This is a genomic window from Tatumella ptyseos, assembly GCF_030552895.1.
Classification (GTDB): Bacteria; Pseudomonadota; Gammaproteobacteria; order Enterobacterales; family Enterobacteriaceae; genus Rosenbergiella; species Rosenbergiella ptyseos_A.
The window spans coordinates 49113-71827 of record NZ_CP130649.1 but is presented as its reverse complement, the minus strand read 5'-3'; the positions used below and the strand labels follow the sequence as shown (position 1 = coordinate 71827).

Sequence of the window (22715 nt, the reverse complement as noted above, 5' to 3'; positions counted from 1 at the left end):
CTAGTCCATAATTTGGGCGATAGCTTGGTGGAGTTTGGTCATTCCTTGCTGAACATCCTGTTCAGGGATAATAAGTGAAGGGGTAAAGCGCAACACATCACTTCCTGCTGATAAGATCAGTAAACCGTGTTCAGCTGCCGCCTGAATGATTTCGCGCATACGGCCTGCATGCTCTGGGGTTAATTGTGCACCAATAAGCAGCCCTTGGCCGCGAATCGCTGCAAACAGGTGATACTGTTGATTGATCTTTTCCAATCCATCAATGAACCATTGATGCCGTTGCTCAACGCCATCAAGGAGCTGCTGGTCATTAATAATCTCTAAGGAAGCCTCTGCCACCGCGCAAGCCATTGGGTTACCACCGAAGGTGGTACCATGAGTCCCCGCAGTCATAACCTGTGCGAGCTCTTCTCGCGTTAACATCGCACTCACGGGGAAACCGCCTCCTAATGCTTTAGCGGTCGTGAGAATATCGGGAACCACTCCTGAGTGCTCATAAGCAAATAGTTTGCCTGTACGTCCCATTCCTGTTTGCACTTCATCGAATACTAATAATGCTTGATGTTGGTCACAGAGTTCGCGTAAACCGGCCAGAAATTCTGGTGTTGCTGGAGTGACCCCCCCTTCACCTTGAATAGGTTCGACGACAATCGCGCAGGTATGATCATCGATAACGGCTTTCACTGCATCGAGGTCATTGAACGGTACATGTATTATATCGGCAGGCTTAGGACCAAACCCATCAGAATATTTAGGCTGGCCGCCAACAGTCACTGTGAAGAATGTACGCCCATGGAATGCATGATGAAAGGCAATAATTTTCGTTTTATGAGGGCTGATTTTATTGGACGCATAGTAGCGAGCTAACTTAAAGGCAGCTTCATTCGCTTCAGCACCAGAATTAGCAAAAAAAACACGGTCAGCAAAGGTCGCTGCAGTGAGTTTTTGCGCTAAGCGTAATGCCGGCTCATTCGTATAAATATTACTCAGATGCCATAATTGCTCACTCTGTTTTTGAAGTGCTTCGACCAAGGCAGGATGGCAATGGCCTAACGCCGTCACCGCAATCCCGCCGGCAAAGTCGATATACTCTTTACCTTGCTGATCCCAGACTCGACTTCCCTGCCCTTTAATTGGAACAAACTGTGCGGGCGCATAAATAGGTAAAATTACCTCGTTAAACAGCTCACGAGTAATGGGGGGCTGTGTTACCGACATCTGAGATCCTTAATAGCCGAGAGTTAGATAGAATAAATATACATTTATATTGCATATTAAATCAATCACTCATCGAGTGATAAAATTATTCAGTAACATTAAGCCTTGTTCACTCAAAATACTTTCTGGGTGGAATTGCACACTCTCTATATTAAGAGAGCGATGGCGTAGCCCCATGATTATCGTTTCCCCCTCTTCTTCAACCCAAGCCGTAATATCGAGCTCATGAGGTAACGAGCTGGCTTCAACCACCAAAGAGTGATAGCGAGTGACGGTAAGCGGATCGGGTAGATTAGAAAATATCCCTTGCCCATTGTGACGGATAACTGAAGTTTTACCATGCATAACTTGTTGCGCGCGGATCACTTTCCCACCAAAACTTTGAGCAATAGCTTGGTGGCCTAAACAAACCCCTAAAATAGGGAGCTTTCCAGCAAAATATTGAATAGCCGCCAACGAAATCCCTGCTTCATTCGGCGTACAAGGTCCGGGTGAGATGACAAGGTGACTCATTCCCAGCTCATCCATCTCTTGAAGCGTAATCGCATCGTTACGGATAACTTTTACTTCTACGCCGCATTGGCAAAAGTACTGATACAGATTCCAAGTAAAAGAGTCATAGTTATCTATGATTAACAGCATATGATTTCTCAATTTGAGAAGGTAATCGTTTTATCTGACAGTAAAGGTTCCAAGCACGCCCTAAGTCGTGCTTGGATAATCCATTAAGGTAAAACTTTTACGGAGAGGATTTTGACAGGCTTTACAGGTACATTTTGATAGGGCCCGTTATTAGTCGTTTCGACATGGGAGATTTTCTCTGCCACATCCAGCCCTTTAGTCACTTTACCAAAGACGGCATAGCCGAAATCGCGTTGGCCATGATCAAGAAATGCATTGTCCGCAACGTTGATGAAGAATTGGCTAGTCGCACTATCCTTATCCGCCGTTCTCGCCATAGAAATAGTGCCACGGGTATTACGTAAGCCATTATCCGCTTCATTCTTGATTGGCGCTTGGGTCGATTTTTGCTGCATATCGGCTGTAAAACCGCCGCCTTGAATCATGAAGCTTGGGATCACACGATGGAAAATCGTGTTGTTATAGAAACCGCTATTCACGTATTGGAGGAAATTCTTAACGGTAACTGGCGCCTTCTCATCGTTTAGGGTTAATTCAATATTCCCTTCAGAAGTCGTCATTAGTACATGCGTGTCCGCTATCGCATGTTGAGCTGTGGCGGCTAACGAAAGCAGCGTTAATGCTGTAGCCAGTGTTTTTTTTAACATAGTTAAGCGTCCTTAGCTTGGATGGAATAAAACTAGTGATGATTGTAAGGAGTATCAGCTCCCTACCGCTAGCAATTTCCTGACTTATATCTTGCTAACCACAGCATAAAATATGGCTAGAAGTATTTTTTCTTTTACGACGGCTGTAATTGATTAAATATTCTCGTCAATGTGAGCATCATTATTTATAAAGCAGAGCGATAGCATTACAATCGTGCGCTTCACTCTTCGGACTATTCCTTTAACAGGTATTAATGATGATGCAAATAAAAAGAACCGGGCTCACCTGGATAAGTTTTCTTTCCTACGCACTGACAGGGGCACTGGTGATTGTAACGGGAATGGTGATGGATAATATCGCTCACTATTTCAACGTTCCCGTTACGAGTATGAGCAATACCTTCACGTTTTTGAACGCAGGAATTTTGATCGCCATTTTCCTTAATGCTTGGCTGATGGAACTCGTCCCGCTCAAAAAACAGCTGATATTTGGTTTTATTTTGATGCTGATCGCGATAACCGGACTCGTGACTGCACACTCGATCGCCATCTTCTCTGCTTGTATGTTTATCCTAGGTGTTGTCAGCGGGATCACCATGTCGATTGGTACCTTTTTGATTACCCATCTCTACGAAGGTCGTCAACGTGGCGCGAGATTACTATTTACTGACTCTTTTTTCAGTATGGCAGGAACGCTCTTCCCCATCATCGCCGCGGCGGTCTTATCGCGTCAGTTACCTTGGTATTTAGTGTATTGTGCAATCGGTCTCATATATGTCGCTATCTTTATTATTACGCTCTCCACCGAATTCCCAATTCTCTCCAAAAATGCACAACAGAAGAGTCAACCTAAAGAAAAATGGGGAGTAGGTGTCTTCCTGCTGGCGCTAGCAGCCTTATGTTACATTCTTGGCCAGCTAGGATTTATCGCTTGGGTACCTGATTATGCGACTAAAATATTAGGTTTTGAATTAGAACGAGCGGGCCAACTGGTGGGCAATTTCTGGACCGCTTATATGGTCGGTATGTGGGTATTTAGCGTAGTTTTACGTTTTATTGATTCTCAAAAATTACTCGTAATCCTCACGGCATTAGCGTCCTTACTGATGTACTGGTTTAACCATGCACAGAATCCTAATATGCTGCATATCATCATCGCTGCGTTAGGTTTCTTCTCAAGCGCGATTTATACCACAATCATTACGCTTGGTTCACAACAGACCAAGGTTGCTTCGCCTAAATTGGTCAATTTTATTCTGACCTGCGGGACGGTCGGCACCATGTTAACCTTTGTCGTCACAGCCCCTATTGTGAGTCATGATGGACCACTCGCCGCGCTAATGACCTCTAATGGCCTCTACCTCACGGTATTTGTCTGCTGCTTATTACTTGGATTTGTTACTAAGCATCGCGCAAATCATTGATACAAAAAAGGCGGTAGAGAGAATCTACCGCCTTTTTTTATATTGGGGTTGCGCCAATATTAAGGACGCGCAACAAACCCAATCGCTTCATACACTTTATCAAGCGTTTGTTTAGCCTGTGCACTCGCCTTTTCCGCACCATCTTTCATGATCTTATTGAGCAAGGCTTCGTCATTACGATAATGATGATAGCGCGCATGTAAATCCGTCAGCATACCCGAGACCGCTTCTGCAACGGCACCTTTCAAGTGCCCGTACATCTGCCCTTCAAATGAGCTTTCGAGTTCAGTAATAGATTGACCAGTAACTCCTGATAGAATATCCAACAGGTTGGACACGCCAGGCTTATTTTTTACGTCGTAACGTACGACAGGTGGTTCATCCGAGTCGGTCACGGCGCGTTTGATTTTCTTAACAACGGCTTTTGGCTCTTCAAGTAACCCAATTACATTGTTACGATTATCGTCAGACTTAGACATCTTCTTGGTCGGTTCAAGTAATGACATCACTCGAGCACCCGATTTCGGAATGAAGGGTTCAGGTACTTTGAAGATATCGCCGTAGATTGTATTGAAGCGTTGGGCAATATCACGGCTGAGTTCCAGATGCTGTTTCTGATCTTCACCCACTGGTACCTGCTGAGTTTGATAAAGAAGAATATCAGCAGCCATTAATACTGGGTAATCGAAGAGTCCAGCATTGATGTTTTCTGCGTAGCGAGATGACTTATCTTTAAACTGAGTCATTCGGCTTAACTCACCGAAATAAGTATAACAGTTTAGAACCCATGAAAGTTGTGCATGCTCTGGCACGTGAGATTGAACAAAGATTGTTGATTTTTCAGGGTCAATGCCACAAGCAAGATACAACGCTAAGGTATCAAGAGTCGCTTTACGTAAAGCTGCCGCATCTTGGCGTACTGTGATGGCATGCTGGTCAACAATACAGTAGATACAATGATAGTCATCCTGCATCTGTACCCATTGACGCAATGCGCCCATGTAGTTGCCGATTGAGAGTTCGCCGGAGGGTTGCGCCCCACTAAAGACGATTGGTCTTGTCATTATTTCTTGTCCTGGAAATTACTTCCCAATAAGGGAGAGAAGGTGATCAAATTGGTGAATAACGTAGTCTGGATGACTGTCTTCAATCGGTTCACCATAGTTATAGCCATAAGATAATCCGACTGATGGTACCCCTGCCGATTTCGCCGCTTGTATATCATTGCGGGAATCGCCGACAAACAGTAATTGATCGGTGAGCAACCCAAATTGCCCTAATACCATAAAGATGGCTGCAGGATGGGGCTTTTTAACAGGGACGTCATCTCCACCAATAATTAAACTGAAATAGCGGTCAATTCCCAAGCTTTCTAATAAAGGACGGACAAAAGGCGTAGGCTTATTGGTGACAATCGCCATGGGAATATTTTCTGCCTGTAAACCGGCTAACACATCCGTCACGTGCTCAAATAACTGACTTCCCGTCTCTGCTGTCTGAAGATAGTGATGGTCAAAACAGCTGCGGGCCTGAGCCAACTGCGTTTCATCTGGCGCTTCGCCCAGTGCCCAGGTAAGTGCGCGTGTGACCATAATATCCGCACCGTTACCTATCCAACGAATCACATTCTCAACCCCGGCCGCAGGAAGTTGAAGATCGGCAAGCATTAAGTCAATGGCACTCGCTAAACCTGGCGCACTATCGATGAGTGTGCCGTCTAAATCGAAAGCTATACCCCGAATATCAGTGAAATGAGCCATTGGCTTTCTCCACTTCGCAACGCATTTCAGCAATTACCGTTCGGTAGTCAGGTTGATTAAAAATAGCGGAACCTGCCACAAACATATCAGCGCCCGCTGCAGCAATTTCAGCGATATTGTCGACTTTCACACCACCATCAATTTCTAACCGAACATCATAACCACTTTGATCAATACGCTTACGTACTTCACGAAGCTTGTTTAATGTTGAAGGGATAAAACTCTGGCCGCCAAAACCTGGATTAACCGACATCAACAAGACGATATCAATTTTATCTAACATGTAATCCAAGTAGGAAAGAGGTGTGGCTGGATTAAATACTAGGCCAGCTTTACAGCCATGTTCTTTGATCAACTGAACTGTACGATCAACATGTTCACTGGCTTCTGGATGAAAAGTAATAAAGCTTGCACCCGCCTTAGCAAACTCAGGGATCAGCGCATCAACAGGCTTAACCATCAAATGCACATCGATTGGTGCAGTAATACCGTAATCGCGGAGCGCTTTTAACACCATCGGCCCCATCGTCAGATTAGGCACATAGTGATTATCCATAACATCGAAATGGACAACATCACCCCCGGCCGCAATAGCCTTGGCCGTATCTTCACCTAATCGTGCAAAGTCGGCGGATAATATGGATGGCGCAATTAAATAATTTTTCATGCAATTCTCCGAGAGTATGATTTCCAGTTTCAGCAATGCTGAGTTACCGCGATAATACTACGTATACAATGCCAGTATTTCATCAACCTTAGTTCGACCCGTCGCGCTGCGGCTAATCGAACGCCTTGCGGTAACAATATGAAGTGTAGCGTCTTCATACCATTTACGAGTTAATTCCGTATCGTGGTTTGAGATTAACACAGGTACCGATTTCTTTTGTGCCAGCTTATGTGCTAATTCTGCTAAGAGTGCTTGCTCCTTACTAGAAAAGCTATTGGTGTGATAAGCCGTAAAATTTGCGGTTGATGAGAGAGGCGCATAAGGCGGATCGCAATAAACAACCGACCCACGTTTAACTTTAGAGAGCGTTTGAACATAGGATTCACAGACGAAAGTTGCTTGCTGTGCACGTAACGCAAACCACTCTAGCTCTGCCTGCGGGAAATAGGGCCTAACATAACGGCCAAAAGGGACATTAAATTGCCCACGTAAGTTATAGCGGCATAGTCCGTTGTAACCGTGTCTATTCAAGTAGAGGAAAAGTAGTGCTCGATAGTAAGGGTCACTGCTTTGATTGAATAAACTACGATGCGCATAATAAGTCTCCGCATTGTTTGATTCAGCCGTGAAAAAGCCGCGAGCATCAGCGATAAATTGACTACTATTGTGCTTGAGAATGTTATAGAGATTGATTAAGTCACTATTGATATCAGCAAGATAGTACTTTTTGAAATCAGTATTAAGGAAGACTGAACCAGCCCCTACGAAAGGCTCTACCAAACAATCACCTTCTGGTAGATGGCGCTGAATATCGTCTAAAAGGAGATACTTGCCTCCCGCCCATTTTAAAAAAGCGCGATGTTTCTTCATGTTGTCGTATCAAAGATTAATTATGAGATGTTGCGGTTATCCGGACAACAGATTGGCGCTTAAATCGAGGGCTGCTACAAGCAGCCCTATTGAGATTACTGAGCTGATTCTTTACGAACTTGGCTCATTGGTTTTACCCAAGGACTCTTAGCTTTTACAGCTTCAGGTAGAGATGAGATAGCACTTTTAGCTTCAGCAGGTGTTTTATAATTCCCTGTCGTTAAGACATACCACGCTTGCCCATTACGAGAGGTTTTATAAACTTGATAGCTTGCAAGATTCTGCTGTTTTGCCCAAGCGTTTAAGGTATCTTCACGACTCGCGCCACTTAGCTGGAGTGTATAGCCCTTACCTGATGCCGCTTCACGTGAAGGTGCCGCAGGCGCTGGTGTCGCTTTCGCTGGCTGAGAAGAGGTGGTCGTTGTCACAGGAGCCTGCTTTTCAGCCGTTCTCACTGGTGCCTTAGGAGCTACCACTTTTTTCGCTTCACTATGCTCAGGCTGACGACGGCTCACTGTCTCACGATGTTCAGGTACGACATGACGTACTTCAGAACGGTGATTAGGTTGACGAGGCTCTGAATGTGTCACAGGAGCCTTAGCACGAGTATGTTGTTCACTCGGTGCTGAAGGGTGAATCGGTGGAGTCGACGCCATATCCGCAGATGAGGGCTGCTGAGAAGTCTGCGTAGAAGAACTCAGTTTTGCGTTACGATCGAGTGTCGCTGCAGCAGTCGGTAAAGAGGCTACCGAGGCTTGATCCTGTGCAGGTTGCTGAGTCTCTTGGCCATTATTTTCAGTAGGCGCAATTGAATCATTCGAGGTGGTATTATTAGACGCTGTTGGCGTTTGCGTATCAGCCTGTTGTGACGGCTGATTATTTGCATTAACCGTTGAGTTATCTGCTGATCCGTTACCAGACAGGTCGATGTTTCTTTCGTTACCTTGGCCTGCAGCATCTTCTTTAGGGCTAGACGAGCTATTCATTGCTGAGCCAATCCCTAAAACTAATAGCAACAGTACCAATATTCCAACAGCAATCATCAGATGTTGCTTAGAGATAGGTAGCTTAGAGGACTGTGCAGGTTTTTTACCACGAGGAGCAGGACGATCACTCGTGTCAGGTTTTAATTCATCTTCGGGTTGAAAGTCATCCATTGATCCACCTCATACGTATTCGGCTAAGTACCACTAATGTGGCCCCGCTGACATTATTAGTTATTGTCTTACCTTAGCTAACACTTAGTTATGGCAGCTAAAACAGTATCATGTCCCACTCCAGAACGCACCTCGGCCTTACCTAAATCAGTGGGTAAGACTAAGCGTAGCTCTCCTGATAACACTTTCTTATCCCGCATCATATGCGGTAGGTAGTCTTCGGCCGACATCTGCTGAGGACCGTTAACGGGTAGTCCGGCACGCAATAGTAGCGCGACCAGCCGTTCTGTTAATGAGGCACTGAATGTCCCAAGTTGTTCCGCAGTACGTGCAGCCATCACCATGCCTGCCGCAACCGCTTCTCCATGTAGCCAATTGCCATATCCCATGTGCGCTTCAATAGCATGACCAAAAGTATGTCCGAGGTTTAACAGCGCACGATTGCCCTGCTCCCGTTCATCTGCTGCAACGATCTCAGCCTTAAGTTCACAACAACGTCTAATGCAATAAGCCAATGCTTCTTGATCTAAGCGTCGAAGCGCATCGATATTCTCTTCGAGCCATTCAAAAAAAGCGTAATCAAGAATAACACCGTATTTGATTACTTCTGCTAGTCCAGACGAGAGCTCTCGTGCTGGTAGCGTTGCTAAGCAATCAAGGTCAATGACAACCGAGGCAGGTTGATAAAAAGCGCCAATCATATTTTTCCCTAAGGGATGATTGACGGCAGTCTTACCACCCACCGATGAATCAACTTGAGATAACAGCGTGGTAGGCATTTGAATAAAACGCACACCACGCTGGTAGCTAGCGGCAGCAAAACCCGCCATGTCGCCAATCACACCACCCCCTAATGCAATGAGAGTTGTGTCACGACCATGAGGCTTTTCTAATAATGCAGTAAATACTGTATCGAGTACGGTTAACGACTTATATTGCTCACCATCGGGTAACACGACGGAATCAGCGTTAATTCCTAACGCAGCAAGTTGTGCTAAAACGGTCTGTAGATAGAGCGGCGCAATCGTTTCATTGGTCACAACCATAACCGATTGATGAGCGGTTAATGGCCAGTAAGATGCAGATTCACTAAATAAGCCTGCGGCTATCGTTATGGGATAGCTGCGTTCGCCAAGTGAAACCACCATCTTCTGCATCATGTTACTGACCCTCAACTGATTTAACTGCGATATATCAACTTAGTTATTTTCTAACATATGAATGATCTGATTAGCGACCACTTTTGCGCTTTGCTCATCAGTGCGGATGGTGACGTCCGCAATCTCTTCGTACAGAGGATTACGTTCACCCGCAAGATCTTCCAAGACATCTCTCGGAGGAGAGTCCACTTGTAATAAAGGACGGCGCTTATCACGTTGCGTCCGAGCAAGTTGTTTCTCGATAGTCGTCTCAAGATATACAACAACACCACGAGCCGATAAACGGTTACGCGTCTCGCGAGATTTAACTGAGCCGCCGCCTGTCGCTAAGACAATGCCTTGCTTCTCGGTTAACTCGTTGATGATTTTTTCTTCACGATCCCGGAAGCCCTCTTCGCCTTCAACATCGAAGACCCAACCCACATCAGCCCCGGTACGGCGCTCAATCTCTTGATCGGAATCATAAAATTCCATATTAAGTTGTTGAGCTAACTGACGACCAATAGTGCTTTTGCCGGCACCCATAGGCCCAACCAGAAAGATATTACGTTTCTCTGCCATTTTTATCGGTACTACTAAGAATTCGTTGATGATACCCCATAGCCACTACAGACAATGGGACAGAAACTGAGACCTCATAAGCATGTAACAAGAGTCAGGTGAAAAATTATCTCAACACTCAAGACCATTTGGCAACCAATTAAATGATTTATCAGTAACTCTTCAACGGTCCAAACCGTGAAGCATCACTGTCAGCCACTCTTATAGTACTATATCCAGACTCATTGAGTGATGATTAATTAAACTCAGTGCTCGAGGTTCTTAAAAATTGATAACCTTTTATGCTAATTAGCGCTTTACGTCAACGGTGAACCTCAATCTATCCTGAATTTACGGGACATTAGGAATGGATAACAGGCGCGGAGTAATGAAAATAACCAATTCTCTTTTTTGATGTTGTCTGCTCTGCTTTTGAAACAATACACCCAATAACGGTATCTTCCCTAACCAAGGAACGGCCGACATATCTTGCCGGTGTTGCTGTTGGAAAATACCACCTAATGCAATGGTTGCCCCATTTGCGACCAATACGTCGGTCGTAATTTCCTGTTTATCGATAGAGGGCGGCCCTTTACCATCACCTTGCAACACTTTTCCAGGCACGTCTTGGTTAAGCCTTAATCGTAGACGAATATATTCCTGTCCAACCCGCTCAGCGGTAACTTCCATGCCTAACACGGCCTCTTTAAAATTAATGACTGGGTTTTCATTCTTACCACTCACCGTTTGATAAGGAATCTCTGTCCCCTGTTTAATTGAGGCAGTTCGACCTTGGGAGGTAACGAGGTGAGGACTTGCGAGGATTTCTAGCTGGTTTTCATGCTCTAAAGCTGAGAGTTCGAGAAAGAGTAGCTGGCTATCAATACGCGTAATCGCCGCTTTGGCGTGCAATGTCGGTGCGCCAACTGCTAGTGATGTTCTGAAATCATACCTGGTTTTTTGTGACGGCTCAGAAGTCGGTATATCATTTGACCATGATATACCGAGCTCACGTAAATTATCCTGACTAATCGAAATCATCTGGGCAGTGATTTCGATTTGTTGTTGAGGATGGTCATGTAAAGCAATCCACTGCTCTATGCTCTTTATAGTTTCGGCATCATCCCAAACAATAAGCTGTTGCTGGTCACGGTTTATGAATCGTTTTCCTTTCCCACCTGTACGACTATTCGGTAGCGATGCCAACTGTTTTTCCAGTTCAGCCACCTCAATAAACTTTACGCTAAATACCCTTTTATCCCAGTGCGCATGCTGGGATAAAAGCGAAGGTTCTTCACCTCTATCCTCAGCATTCAGCGGCGTTATTTCATGAACAACTAATACATTCGCGTACTGGGTAATCTCCACTCTGGTTAAATCTTTCAGAATATCTAGCGCATCCTGCCACTCAACATTATTGAGACGCAGAGTTAGTGATTGTTTTATCTTGGGATCTACCACGATATTGAGGTTTTTTGCTGATGCGAGTAAGGAGAATATCTGCGCGACGGGTGCATCCTCGACATTGATTGATATTTTATTACTCTCAACAGCGTTAGCATTGAAAGCAAGTAGCAATATCAAAGAGAAGCAGAACCTCGCTAGACGCATTACAAAACTCCTTTAAAAGACAGTTTGACCCCATTTTCTGGACAGGGTGGCAAAGCAGTAATTTGAATATGCGTCCATTCGATTTTTGTAACGTGACCATGGACGAAGGAAGTCAGTGATGCGACTTCCACTTGTCTTATCCCCAACAGACGGTGCGAAAGTATCGCGTAACGAAAGGTAGGGCTGATAAGAACAGCATTCAATTCCCAGCCATTAAGCTGTGTCGTCAATGGAACACACTTCGATGAATCGAAGGGTTGAAAAGGATCTTTCGCGAGAGCTAGAGCTCGATACCCCATCATCACGACTAAAAGGCTTAAGTAGTAATACATTGTCTTAGCTTTTTTCATAGGTGAGCTTTACCAGAATACGACCTTCTTGCGCGGAGAGTTGCAGTTGTTCAGGCATTATTTTTGAGTTTAACTGAGTTAAGCGGTGCCAAAGTTGTAGAAACTCTTGCCATCCCAACATCATTGTCGCGCTTTGTTGGGTATCACTTTGCTGCCAATTCACAATGGCAGCGCCATATGACAAGATAAACATTGGGTAAGATCTCTGCCGCTCGCTCTCTTGTTGGGCCAGTTGCTTTGATATCAGGTAATAGGGTTTTGCCTGACGATATACCGCAAGCCGTTGGTTCATATCCTTTAATGAGGAGTGGACAAGTGCTACCTGTCTCTTATGCTGGTCGTATTCAGGTATCCAAAAATAAAATATGATGGAAACACCTGTTACCGTGACGATACCTAAGGTAATGAGCCACTGTGAAATTGCTGACAGATAGATGATTTTTAGGAATAATTTATTTTTCATTTATCGTCTCACCTCCCACTTCAGCTGATACTGAAAAACTCACTCTAAATTCGTAATGCCATGCTTCTCTTTTGAGGTCATTAAAGCTAAATTTTGTCACCTGATCGACGTTAACTAATTCCTGAATGAGCTGTTCAATCTTTTCCAAGCTCAAACTTTTTCCAGTCATTATCCAACCGGTTTTCCCCACGGTGAGCGTGGTCAGCCACAAATATTCAGGTAATCTTTCAGTCAGCCACTGAAAAAGAAAGTGGTAAGTCTCCATTTCATCGCGTACGCCCTTCATCTGCTGACGTTGACGCTCCAGTGAAGCGAGTTGCTGTAACCCCTGTTGCTGCTGGTCGAACCGTTCTGATAATTGGATCATGAGCCGTTGATACAGCTGAGGTAACTTGTCGAGTTCGCGGAAATTATGCTGGAGCTTATTAAGGCTAAAACAGACGCCAAGGATAAACAGCATTATCAAGAAAATACCGGTAGCCATAATAGTGATGCTACGCTGCGAAAGCTTTTTTCTTCTCCAATCCAGTAAATTAATACAACTCATAGTTGGTCGGCCTTACGTAAAGCAAGTCCCAAAGCCACTATCAAGTCAGACCGCGTGGTGATTACTGACGGAGAATGTCTGAGGATATTGAGTAAACTGAATGAGTGGATATTTTCATCGTTAACGTCATTTTGTTCACCCGCAAAGAAATAGGTTTCAGTACGGAGTGCAGTCGAGTGGATTACGCTTTCAATCGTAGGAAAATCTATTTTCAAACATTGACCATGATGAAAGCAGTGCTGATGGCAAGCCGCCCATAGCCAAATATCGTCCTCCTCAACAATTAATGTCTCGCTACCATGAGATCCTAATAAAGGGTAGAGCGCTGATGAGGCTAACTCGACGACCTCCACGGTGAAGCCAGTATTGTTGAATAAATCGCAATAATCCTGGAGTACTTTACTCCTAGTCACGGTAACACTGATCTCTGTTGCTTTATCGGGACCTAAACAGTAATCCCACGTTAACTCATTGAGATGAGAAAATAATCGTTCCACCGAGAGCTGAACAAAACGCTCCAGTGGTAAGCCTTTTAGTGACGGGCTTGGTAATGAAAGGGTTCGTAGCAATACACACTGTACTGGATAGCTGACACGCAACGAATAACGATAAGGTATATGAGCACGAAGCTTCCCCAAAATAGAACAGAACTCTGCACTAGCAACTAATAACCCCGTTGAAGTGAAAATCGGCTCATGCAACGGAAATGCCCACCACCCCTGTAAACACCACTTATCTCGATTTCTCTTAATGGCCACAACACTGACTTGATCAGTATTAATATGAAGACCTATTTGCCATCCTTGGCTAAACATTTTCCAACCTCCCAAAGGTTGATGAGATATTTTGACGTATCAAAGCAGCGATGATGCCTTTATACTACGAGGTAATTGTTTATAAACTACCCAATACCGTTCGAGTGAGAGAGTTTAGGTGAAGTTCTTAAAGTATTTATTCATATTATTCATTTGCTGCATTTTTCTGGGAGTAGGCTCGATATATGGCTTATATAAATATATTGAACCTCAATTACCCGATGTTAATACCCTCAAAGACGTCAAAATGCAGACGCCGATGCAGGTTTACAGCGCAGACGGAGAGTTGATTGCTCAATTTGGGGAAAAACGTCGTATCCCTTTAACCTTACAGCAAATGCCTCCAGACCTTATTCACGCTTTCATTGCGACCGAAGACAGCCGCTTTTACGAACACCATGGGGTCGACCCCATCGGGATTTTTCGGGCTGCATCCATTGCACTGTTCTCAGGCAGAGCATCGCAGGGAGCAAGTACTATCACTCAACAGTTAGCTCGTAATTTTTTCCTCTCCCCTGAGAAAACGCTATTACGTAAAATTAGAGAAGCCTTCTTAGCTATTCGTATCGAACAACTTTTTAGTAAAGATCAGATTCTCGACCTTTACTTAAATAAAATTTATCTGGGTTCTCGCGCTTATGGCGTAGGAGCGGCCGCACATGTCTACTTCGGCAAAGACATCAATGAACTTAGCTTAAGTCAGATGGCCATGATTGCCGGATTACCAAAAGCCCCTTCGACCTTTAACCCGCTCTACTCACCTACACGCGCTCTTGCACGACGTAATGTCGTATTGGGTCGAATGTTAGATCAGAAATACATCAGCCAGCAGCAATATGAGCAGGCCATTAATGAACCATTACTCTCTCAATATCATGGTCCACAGGTTGCCTTCACCGCTCCTTACATCAGTGAAATGGTGCGCCAAGAAATGGTTAAACGTTATGGTGAAGATGCCTATAATGATGGCTATCAAGTCACTACCACCATTACACGGACGCTACAAGAAGGCGCTCAACAATCGGTCGTCAATAACGTTTTAAATTACGATATTCGTCACGGTTATCGTGGGCCAACCAAAATTTTGTGGCACGATGGCCAATCGGTTTGGGACGATAAGAAAATTGATAAAACTCTGGCTAACTATCCAACTTATGGACCGCTTATTCCTGCAGTCGTGCAACGCGTTGATGGTAATGCAGCACAAGTCAGACTAAAAAATGGTAGTGTGCAAACCTTAACGCTAGCAGGGGTTCGTTGGGCAAGACCATTTAAAAACGATAACTTACAGGGAGCGACCCCACGTTCTGTCAATCAAGTTATCGCTTCAGGACAACTGATTTGGGTCCGAGCCGTAGGCCAAGAATGGTGGCTTGCACAAGTTCCACAAGTTAATTCAGCGTTAGTCTCGTTGGATTCGCATAATGGTGCAATCAAAGCGTTAGTCGGTGGCTTTGACTTCTCACAAAGTATGTTTAACCGCGCCACACAGGCCATACGCCAAGTGGGCTCTAACATCAAACCTTTCCTTTACACGGCCGCGATGGATAAAGGCCTCACTTTAGCCACTATCTTGAACGACTTACCTATTTCACGATGGGATGCTGGAGCTGGTTCTGATTGGCGTCCGCATAACTCACCCAATGTTTATGCCGGCCCGATGCGACTGCGTCAAGGACTGGGCTTATCCAAAAACGTCGTGATGGTTCGTGCGATGCGTGCAATGGGTGTCGATTATGCTGCGAAGTACCTATTACGGTTTGGTTTTCCGGAGCAAAATATTGTCCATACCGAGTCATTAGCCTTAGGTGCAGCCTCCTTCACACCGATGCAGGTGGCGAGAGGATACGCAATCCTCACTAATGGTGGCTACCAAGTAACACCTTGGTTAATTAGTAAAATAAGCGATCAGCAAGGGAATGTTTTATTTCAAGAAAATCCTAAAGTCGCTTGCCCAGAGTGTAATTCTCCCACACTGTTCGCGAATACGACGGATACTGCACGATTGGATGATACACAAACCGAAAATGTGGCACATTCTGAGCAGCCCACACCTCTTGGTGAGCCACAAACCGATCTACAAAGTATCGATAAAGATGCAAGCGCTGATCCTTATGCGCCTCACGTGATCAGTACTCCACTCTCCTTTTTAATCAAGAGTGCGATGAACTCTAATATCTTCGGCGAACCTGGCTGGCAGGGAACCGGATGGCGCGCAGGACGTGATTTACAACGTAATGATATTGGCGGCAAAACGGGTACTACTAACAGTTCAAGAGATGCCTGGTTCTCGGGTTATGGCCCTGGTATTGCGACGTCAGTCTGGATTGGCTTTGATAACCCTAGTCATGCCTTAGGTCGTACTACTGCTTCGGGTGCCATTGCAGACCAAGTCTCGGGTTACGAAGGCGGCGCTAAAAGTGCCCAGCCAGCTTGGGATGACTATATGAAAATAGCGCTACAAGGTGTGCCGCTACAGCCGTTAACACCACCTGAAGGTATCACCACGGTAACGATAGATAGAACGACCGGTAAATTATCGCATGGTGGAGGGAATAGTCGCCCTGAATACTTTATTACCGGCACCGAACCAAAAGAGTATTCGGTCCAAGAAACCAGTACTACTATAGGTTCAGGCGCAGAAAGCCAAGATTTATTCTGATGCTATAAGTGGGCTAAAAAGTTAGCCCACTTTTTTATCTCACATCAAATCCTGGGACTGTTTGACTAGCCACTCTCGTAATAGGAACATCGCGCTAACATTACGCGCTTCTTGGAATTGGGGGTGATTCAGTAAGTCTATGAGCTTAGTCACAGGCCAGCGATGAATGACTAAAGGTTCAGGTTCATCGCCTTCTAGCCATTCAGGGTAAAGTTTCTCGGCGACGAGAATATGCATTCGGCTTGAAAAGTAAGAAGGAGCCATTGTGACACGGCCTAAAACCGTGAGTTTTTCGGCACCCATTCCAACCTCTTCTTTTAATTCTCTTACTGCCGCTTGTTCAGGCGTTTCCCCTGCATCGATCAATCCTTTTGGAAAGCCCAATTCATAGCCCTCGATCCCTACAGCATATTCCTCTATCATCAGGACATTTTCGCCTTCCAGCGCAAGGATCATAACAGCTTCACGGCCCGCTGGTTTCATGCGCTCATAATTACGCTCAACACCATTACTAAAACGTAGCTGGACAGATTGAATAGTAAACAGTCTTGAGCTCGCGACTTCTGCAATACGCAAAATTTGCGGTTTTTTTAGCGCGGACATGGTTTACCTCGAAATGATGATCTGTGTGCCACTATTGAAGCATAGCCAGCGAGAGGCAACCAGTCCAAATTTGGCTCTTTGTCGATCTGATTGCTTCAAAGGGGATAATTATAAGATTATCCTGATTTATTATTGCGATACGTAAGACTAGATTGACACAGGAGTGTGCCAATTGTTTAATTCAATGTTTTGCTGAGATAGGTATTATTGTACTCGACTATCATACTGGCCACGAGGCTTATCACTTCCTTGCCCTAGGTAACGCATGAGTGTTTTTATATTCTTACTACTCGTAATTTTGTTCTGCGTACTATTTGTATGGACAAAAATACTGCTACCCAAAAAACAACTCCGCGCCCAACATCAAGAACTTAATACCGTCGATCAACGCTCGCTTACCGCCGAAGAAATTAGCCTTTGTCGCGCATATCTTAAGCAACGACAGCCGAAACCCAATGGACTGATAGAACGTTTATTTAACAGAATTCACTTACCGCGTAATGCTTGTACTTTGCGGGATAAATCTGTGTATAAGCTCAATCACTCTATAACGCATTATAGTTTGTCGACTAGTGTGCCAGAACGTAACCGCTATTATCTCGATGCATTTGAGGTTCACTTACCGCCTAACGCCCAACCTTTTATTGCCGCAGATAACACCATTGAATTAGTTTATACCAATCAACTACCTTTAATTATCAGTTTGAACGGCCACTCATTGCTACATGACCTTGAGCATATTGGCCCGCAAAATAATCTCTCTACCGTCACTGATACTTCGATCCGTAAAGAGACCAGTGAGCGGGTCGCTATACTCGATGTTCGTCGTCAAACCCACGAGGAATACACCTTAGCCCACGCAAACAATATCAGTGAAGCACTGATACTCTGCTGCGCGCTTTTACTGATTTTTTGTAGCTTATTAACGCCTTTAAAAATCATGCCGTGGATCCTAGTCGCCAGTTTACTGATTATCTTACCGTGCTTATGGATAATGTACCGCCGCCCACCACGGAGTCATTTACAAGAAATTAGGACAATGCGTGGTCTCCTTAAGCCTTGGGACCTTTTTGGCGAAGCAAACCCTAAACAACAAAGTTTATCCTTAGGAATTCTTGATCTGCATTATCCCGAGCATTGGTATCCGTATATTCAGCAAGATATTGGGAAAGAAACGGTCATTGAGGTCGATGGTCAGAACCGAGTCGTACAACATGGTTCCTTACTCTCCCTTACTCAAGAAGTTAAAAAATTCCCCATTCAAAATTGGCGTCATAACCTGACGTTAGCTGCCGGCTCCTTGTTAATACTGATTATGACCACCAGCTGGTTACCGACAGGCGTATCATTCAATATTGCCTTAGCACGACTGCAAGGCGAACAGCGCGTGACCGTCACCGATGTCAAACAACTGACTCAACATAAATTACACGTTGGCGATGCAATTAATATTAAAGGTACTGGAAGGTGCGTCGTGCCCCAAACCTACCAAAGTAATCGAAGCTATGATTTCTTACCTTTCGATTGCTCTGCTATTTATTGGAATAACCAGCCATCTCCCCCTGCGCTCTCCTCCCCTGTTATTGAACAGACTCAAGCACTGCTGGCGACTACCTCACAGCAGCTTGCACCAGAGAATGATTTAAAGGGGATTAACCCACAACTTGCGTCTGCAATACAAAAATCGGGGATGATATTACTCAATAACTTTTCCGATATAGTTTTAAAAACGGCGCAGCTATGTGCCTCTGACGATGATTGCTTGCGCTTAAAAAATGCTTTAGTCAATCTTGAGAACGCGAGGGATTGGCCTTTCTTGGTTAACCAAGCGAAGTCCGGAAAACTTGACGGTTTGAATGTGTTGTTAAGGCCTAATAGCGCCGAAAACTTAACGAATCTAGTTAACGCCGCAACGACCACTTTTATCAGTCGTGAGACGCGTAAAAGGATCGAATCGCTGAGTCACTTACCCAAGAATGGTTACCTCTTCGTTAACGGACAAGGTCAGCTACTTGTCGATCAAGAACAGCCAGATACCTCGCTTTTTGATTTAGCACCCGCGGCGCAATGGCAAGAATTACAACGCATCTCCGAGCAGTTATTAACGACTCCTTTTGCCTTATCAGGAATTATTACGTCTCTTCAACACGATAGCCAAGGAACGGTTCACGTCGTCGTACACCAAGAACCTAACACCCATGCTTTGTGGCGTTACGTCGTTACCACCTTATTTTTAGCCTGTTTGGTTGCGCTTGTAGTGGTTAATACATGTTTAGGTATCCATCGTCTGCGCTCTCATTTTTCGCGTATTACGCGTATACAAGAAGACTATAATGCATCGATAGCGAAAGCTTCGCTACCACTCATCCATCACTTTAAAGAATGATGGTTAAGGTTAAGTCTTACTGTTAAGCTTATGCTAGTTTGTCTCTAGGAGGCACACATGCAAACAACCCATACACATCCTGCTCCCGATAAAGTAAGACTCGATAAATGGCTCTGGGCTGCTCGTTTTTATAAAACACGAGCCATTGCAAGAGAGATGATCGAGGGAGGAAAGGTTCAGTACAATGGCCAACGGAGTAAACCCAGTAAATGGGTAGAACCTGGCGCCCAAGTACAAGTCAGACAGGGTAATGACCTACGTACCGTGATCGTCCTCTCGCTTAGTGAGCATCGTCGTAGTGCCTCTGAAGCTCAACAACTTTATCAAGAGACTGAAGAGAGTATGATTAAGCGCGAATCGATCGCCCAGGCACGGAAGTTAAATGCATTAACGATGCCACACCCCGACCGTCGCCCTGACAAAAAAGAGCGCCGTGATTTAATTAAATTTAAGATAACGGGCGAATAATTGCGCCCTAAAGAGAAAATAATGTCTGTCCAAGATCAACTCCACCGTTATTTATTTGCTGATGCCGCCGTTCGTGGTGAATTGGTTAATGTCAGCCATACGCTCCACGCTATCCTTGAGGGTCATGACTACCCTGCTGCAGTAAAGAAACTGATGGCAGAGATGTTGGTGACGACAAGTTTAATGACCGCTACGTTAAAATTTGAAGGTGATATCACTGTACAACTGCAGGGTGAAGGTCCCCTAGCCATGGCAGTGATTAACGGTAACGATAAACAAGAGTTACGCGGTGTTGCGCGCGTTCGTGCCGAAATCGATGATGAGGCTACCCTTGCACAAATGCTTGGACAAGGGTATCTAGTCATTACCATCACGCCGGCCAAAGGAGAGCGTTACCAAGGTATTATCGCGTTAGAGAAGCCTACTTTTGCTGAATGTATTGAAGAGTATTTTTTACGTTCAGAACAGCTTCCAACTCGATTAATCATCAGAAATAACACTCAAGGTGCAGCCGGTATCTTACTGCAGGTCTTACCTAGCGAAGATAAAGATAGTGAAGCGCTTAATCACCTTGCGACACTTGCCACAACAGTGAAAGAAGAGGAACTCATTGGGTTACCGGCCAACGATGTTTTATGGCGCCTATTTCACCAAGAAGAGGTCACCGTCTACGATCCGCAGCCAGTACAATTTAAGTGTAGCTGCTCTAGACAGCGCTGTGGTGAAGTACTGAAGACCGTCTCTGAAGAAGAAATTGACGCTATTTTAGCTGAAGACGGAAAAATCGATATGCATTGCGATTATTGTGGTAGCCATTATCTCTATGATGCCGTAGACGTTGCTAACATTCGTAACGACGTGCCGTTAAGCAATTCTTCAATCCATTAATGATGATGACAGGCGGGGCATGGCCCCGCTTACTTGCGGTAACCTCATAAGAATGTCCCTCTTTTTTAAATAGTAATTTAACGCTGCTCACACTTTCCCCCCTCTCTGCTTTCCCCCTCGACGATTACGGGTACACTTTTCTGACATTGACCTATTTTTGCTAAGCCACTTTTTTATCGAAGGAGTTGCGCCTCATGTCAGCTACCCCCCCGCTTCCCGATCTGAGTGCTATTGGGATCACTGATTCTATTGAAATTGTTCATAATCCCTCATATGAACAGCTATTTAATGAAGAGACATCTCCAGAGCTTGAAGGCTTTGAAAGAGGGATTGTTACTCAGTCTGGTGCCGTAGCGGTCGATACTGGAATTTTTACAGGGCGGTCACCGAAAGATAAATACATAGTACGTGATGCGACCACTGAGCACACCGTGTGGTGGAACGACACCAGTGCAGCCAAAAATGCTAACCAGCCCCTTTCACCCCAGATCTGGAATAACTTAAAAGAGCTGTTGTGTGAACAACTTTCCGGTAAGCGATTGTTTGTAGTGGATGCCTTTTGCGGCGCTAATCCTGAAACACGCTTGAGCGTAAGATTTGTGACTGAAGTCGCATGGCAAGCTCATTTCGTTACCAATATGTTTATTGTCCCAAATGCTGAAGAGTTAGCCTCCTTTGAACCTAACTTCGTTGTCCTCAATGGCTCAAAGTGCCATAACCCATCGTGGCGTGAACAAGGCCTTAATTCGGAAAACTTTGTTGCCTTCAACCTCACAGAACGTATGCAGCTTATCGGCGGGACTTGGTACGGCGGTGAGATGAAAAAAGGCATGTTTTCTGTAATGAATTATCTATTACCTCTGCAAAACATTGCATCAATGCATTGTTCGGCGAATGTCGGTAAAGAAGGGGATGTAGCGGTATTTTTTGGCCTGTCCGGGACAGGAAAAACAACACTTTCCACGGATCCGTTACGCCAGTTAATTGGTGATGATGAGCATGGATGGGATGACGATGGCGTGTTTAACTTTGAGGGAGGATGTTACGCAAAAACCATCAATCTTTCTGAAACCGCTGAACCAGAAATCTACAAAGCGATTCGTCGTAACGCTTTACTTGAAAATGTTGTCGTCAATCACGATGGAAGCGTTGATTTTAATGATGATAGTAAGACCGAGAATACGCGCGTTTCTTACCCAATCAACCATATTGATAATATTGTCCGTCCCATTTCTAAAGCAGGTCACGCTAAAAAAGTGATCTTCCTAACGGCGGATGCCTTTGGTATTTTCCCGCCAGTGTCGAGATTAACACCAGAACAAACTCAGTATCACTTCTTGTCAGGATTTACCGCGAAATTAGCAGGCACTGAGCGCGGAATAAAGCAGCCCACACCCACATTCTCCGCTTGTTTTGGGGCGGTATTCTTAACACTACATCCAACACGCTATGCTGAAGTCTTGGTTAAACGTATGCAGGCAAGTGGAGCGAAGGCTTACTTAGTTAATACTGGATGGAATGGGCAAGGAAAACGTTTGTCATTGAAAGATACTCGTCGGTTAATTAATGCCATCTTGCATGATGAACTCGATCATGCAGAGTGCGATACACTACCGATCTTTAACCTACAATTTCCAAAACATATTCAAGGAATTGATCCTTCTATTCTCGATCCTCGAACAAGTTGGGAGAGTTTCCCTGAGTGGGAAATAAAAGCTGAAGAACTCGCCAAACAGTTTATCGATCATTTTGCACCTTACACTGATACTGAAGCCGGTAAAGCATTAGTCAGCGCAGGGCCAAAACTTCACGCCTAATCCTCTTCTGCTCACCCCCA

At 44.8% G+C, this 22715-nt stretch carries 21 protein-coding genes; 6 read left to right on the top strand and 15 right to left on the bottom strand.

Annotated elements, in window-relative coordinates; all coding sequences use genetic code 11:
• The 3 genes from QJR74_RS00365 to ppiA all read right to left on the bottom strand — a co-directional run bounded on the left by QJR74_RS00365 (position 1) and on the right by ppiA (position 2507).
• Positions 1-1218, bottom strand: coding sequence for an aspartate aminotransferase family protein (locus QJR74_RS00365; protein WP_304372694.1), 1218 nt, complete (start codon positions 1216-1218; stop codon positions 1-3).
• 69 nt (positions 1219-1287) lie between these two features.
• Positions 1288-1860, bottom strand: coding sequence for an anthranilate synthase component II (locus QJR74_RS00360; protein WP_304372693.1), 573 nt, complete (start codon positions 1858-1860; stop codon positions 1288-1290).
• An 83-nt stretch (positions 1861-1943) separates the two neighbouring features.
• The gene (ppiA, locus tag QJR74_RS00355) at positions 1944-2507 is read right to left on the bottom strand and encodes a peptidylprolyl isomerase A (protein ID WP_304372692.1); all 564 of its coding nucleotides are present in this window, start codon (positions 2505-2507) and stop codon (positions 1944-1946) included.
• Between the two features lie 257 nt (positions 2508-2764).
• On the opposite strand from ppiA, the gene tsgA reads away from it, so the two are divergent.
• Positions 2765-3931 carry an MFS transporter TsgA gene (gene tsgA, locus QJR74_RS00350; RefSeq protein ID WP_304372691.1) on the top strand — a complete coding sequence of 389 codons (1167 nt, stop codon included), beginning with the start codon at positions 2765-2767 and terminating at the stop codon, positions 3929-3931.
• Positions 3932-3990: 59 nt separating this feature from the next.
• Here the strand turns inward: tsgA and trpS are convergent, their stop codons facing one another.
• From trpS to QJR74_RS00295, 11 genes are all read right to left on the bottom strand, one after another.
• A complete protein-coding gene (gene trpS / locus QJR74_RS00345; RefSeq protein ID WP_304372690.1) occupies positions 3991-4995 on the bottom strand; it encodes a tryptophan--tRNA ligase in 1005 nt (334 codons plus the stop codon).
• An 18-nt stretch (positions 4996-5013) separates the two neighbouring features.
• Positions 5014-5691, bottom strand: coding sequence for a phosphoglycolate phosphatase (locus tag QJR74_RS00340; protein WP_304372689.1), 678 nt, complete (start codon positions 5689-5691; stop codon positions 5014-5016).
• On the bottom strand, positions 5675-6358 hold the full coding sequence (gene rpe / locus QJR74_RS00335) for a ribulose-phosphate 3-epimerase (protein ID WP_304372688.1): 684 nt from the start codon (positions 6356-6358) through the stop codon (positions 5675-5677). Before rpe ends, QJR74_RS00340 begins: the two co-directional genes overlap by 17 nt.
• A gap of 57 nt (positions 6359-6415) precedes the next feature.
• Complete coding sequence (dam, locus tag QJR74_RS00330; RefSeq protein WP_304372687.1) at positions 6416-7228, bottom strand: adenine-specific DNA-methyltransferase; 813 nt, start codon at positions 7226-7228, stop codon at positions 6416-6418.
• A 95-nt stretch (positions 7229-7323) separates the two neighbouring features.
• Positions 7324-8385 (bottom strand): SPOR domain-containing protein, encoded by a 1062-nt coding sequence (locus tag QJR74_RS00325; protein ID WP_304372686.1) that lies wholly within the window; start codon positions 8383-8385, stop codon positions 7324-7326.
• Positions 8386-8462: 77 nt separating this feature from the next.
• Entirely contained in the window at positions 8463-9542 is a 1080-nt protein-coding gene (gene aroB, locus QJR74_RS00320) for a 3-dehydroquinate synthase (RefSeq protein ID WP_304374069.1), read from the bottom strand.
• A 42-nt stretch (positions 9543-9584) separates the two neighbouring features.
• A complete protein-coding gene (aroK, locus tag QJR74_RS00315; RefSeq protein ID WP_048912898.1) occupies positions 9585-10106 on the bottom strand; it encodes a shikimate kinase AroK in 522 nt (173 codons plus the stop codon).
• A 330-nt stretch (positions 10107-10436) separates the two neighbouring features.
• Complete coding sequence (gene pilQ, locus QJR74_RS00310) at positions 10437-11696, bottom strand: type IV pilus secretin PilQ (protein WP_304372685.1); 1260 nt, start codon at positions 11694-11696, stop codon at positions 10437-10439.
• Positions 11697-12032: 336 nt separating this feature from the next.
• Positions 12033-12509: a HofO family protein gene (locus QJR74_RS00305; protein ID WP_304372684.1), complete on the bottom strand. Its 477-nt coding sequence runs from the start codon at positions 12507-12509 to the stop codon at positions 12033-12035.
• Positions 12499-13056, bottom strand: a complete 558-nt coding sequence (locus QJR74_RS00300) for a PilN domain-containing protein (RefSeq protein WP_304372683.1) — start codon at positions 13054-13056, stop codon at positions 12499-12501. The genes QJR74_RS00305 and QJR74_RS00300 overlap by 11 nt, the downstream gene beginning before the upstream one ends.
• Positions 13053-13871, bottom strand: coding sequence for a hypothetical protein (locus QJR74_RS00295; protein ID WP_304372682.1), 819 nt, complete (start codon positions 13869-13871; stop codon positions 13053-13055). Before QJR74_RS00295 ends, QJR74_RS00300 begins: the two co-directional genes overlap by 4 nt.
• A gap of 118 nt (positions 13872-13989) precedes the next feature.
• Here QJR74_RS00295 and mrcA point away from each other — a divergent pair, with 118 nt between their 5' ends.
• On the top strand, positions 13990-16533 hold the full coding sequence (gene mrcA, locus QJR74_RS00290) for a peptidoglycan glycosyltransferase/peptidoglycan DD-transpeptidase MrcA (protein ID WP_304372681.1): 2544 nt from the start codon (positions 13990-13992) through the stop codon (positions 16531-16533).
• A gap of 39 nt (positions 16534-16572) precedes the next feature.
• Here the strand turns inward: mrcA and nudE are convergent, their stop codons facing one another.
• Positions 16573-17136, bottom strand: a complete 564-nt coding sequence (nudE, locus tag QJR74_RS00285; RefSeq protein ID WP_304372680.1) for an ADP compounds hydrolase NudE — start codon at positions 17134-17136, stop codon at positions 16573-16575.
• Between the two features lie 265 nt (positions 17137-17401).
• Here nudE and QJR74_RS00280 point away from each other — a divergent pair, with 265 nt between their 5' ends.
• The 4 genes from QJR74_RS00280 to pckA all read left to right on the top strand — a co-directional run bounded on the left by QJR74_RS00280 (position 17402) and on the right by pckA (position 22695).
• Positions 17402-19522 (top strand): IgaA/UmoB family intracellular growth attenuator, encoded by a 2121-nt coding sequence (locus QJR74_RS00280; protein ID WP_304372679.1) that lies wholly within the window; start codon positions 17402-17404, stop codon positions 19520-19522.
• A 57-nt stretch (positions 19523-19579) separates the two neighbouring features.
• Complete coding sequence (gene hslR / locus QJR74_RS00275; RefSeq protein ID WP_304372678.1) at positions 19580-19990, top strand: ribosome-associated heat shock protein Hsp15; 411 nt, start codon at positions 19580-19582, stop codon at positions 19988-19990.
• Positions 19991-20011: 21 nt separating this feature from the next.
• Positions 20012-20878 (top strand): Hsp33 family molecular chaperone HslO, encoded by an 867-nt coding sequence (gene hslO / locus QJR74_RS00270; protein WP_304372677.1) that lies wholly within the window; start codon positions 20012-20014, stop codon positions 20876-20878.
• A gap of 194 nt (positions 20879-21072) precedes the next feature.
• Positions 21073-22695 carry a phosphoenolpyruvate carboxykinase (ATP) gene (gene pckA, locus QJR74_RS00265; RefSeq protein WP_304372676.1) on the top strand — a complete coding sequence of 541 codons (1623 nt, stop codon included), beginning with the start codon at positions 21073-21075 and terminating at the stop codon, positions 22693-22695.
• Positions 22696-22715: the final 20 nt, after the last annotated feature.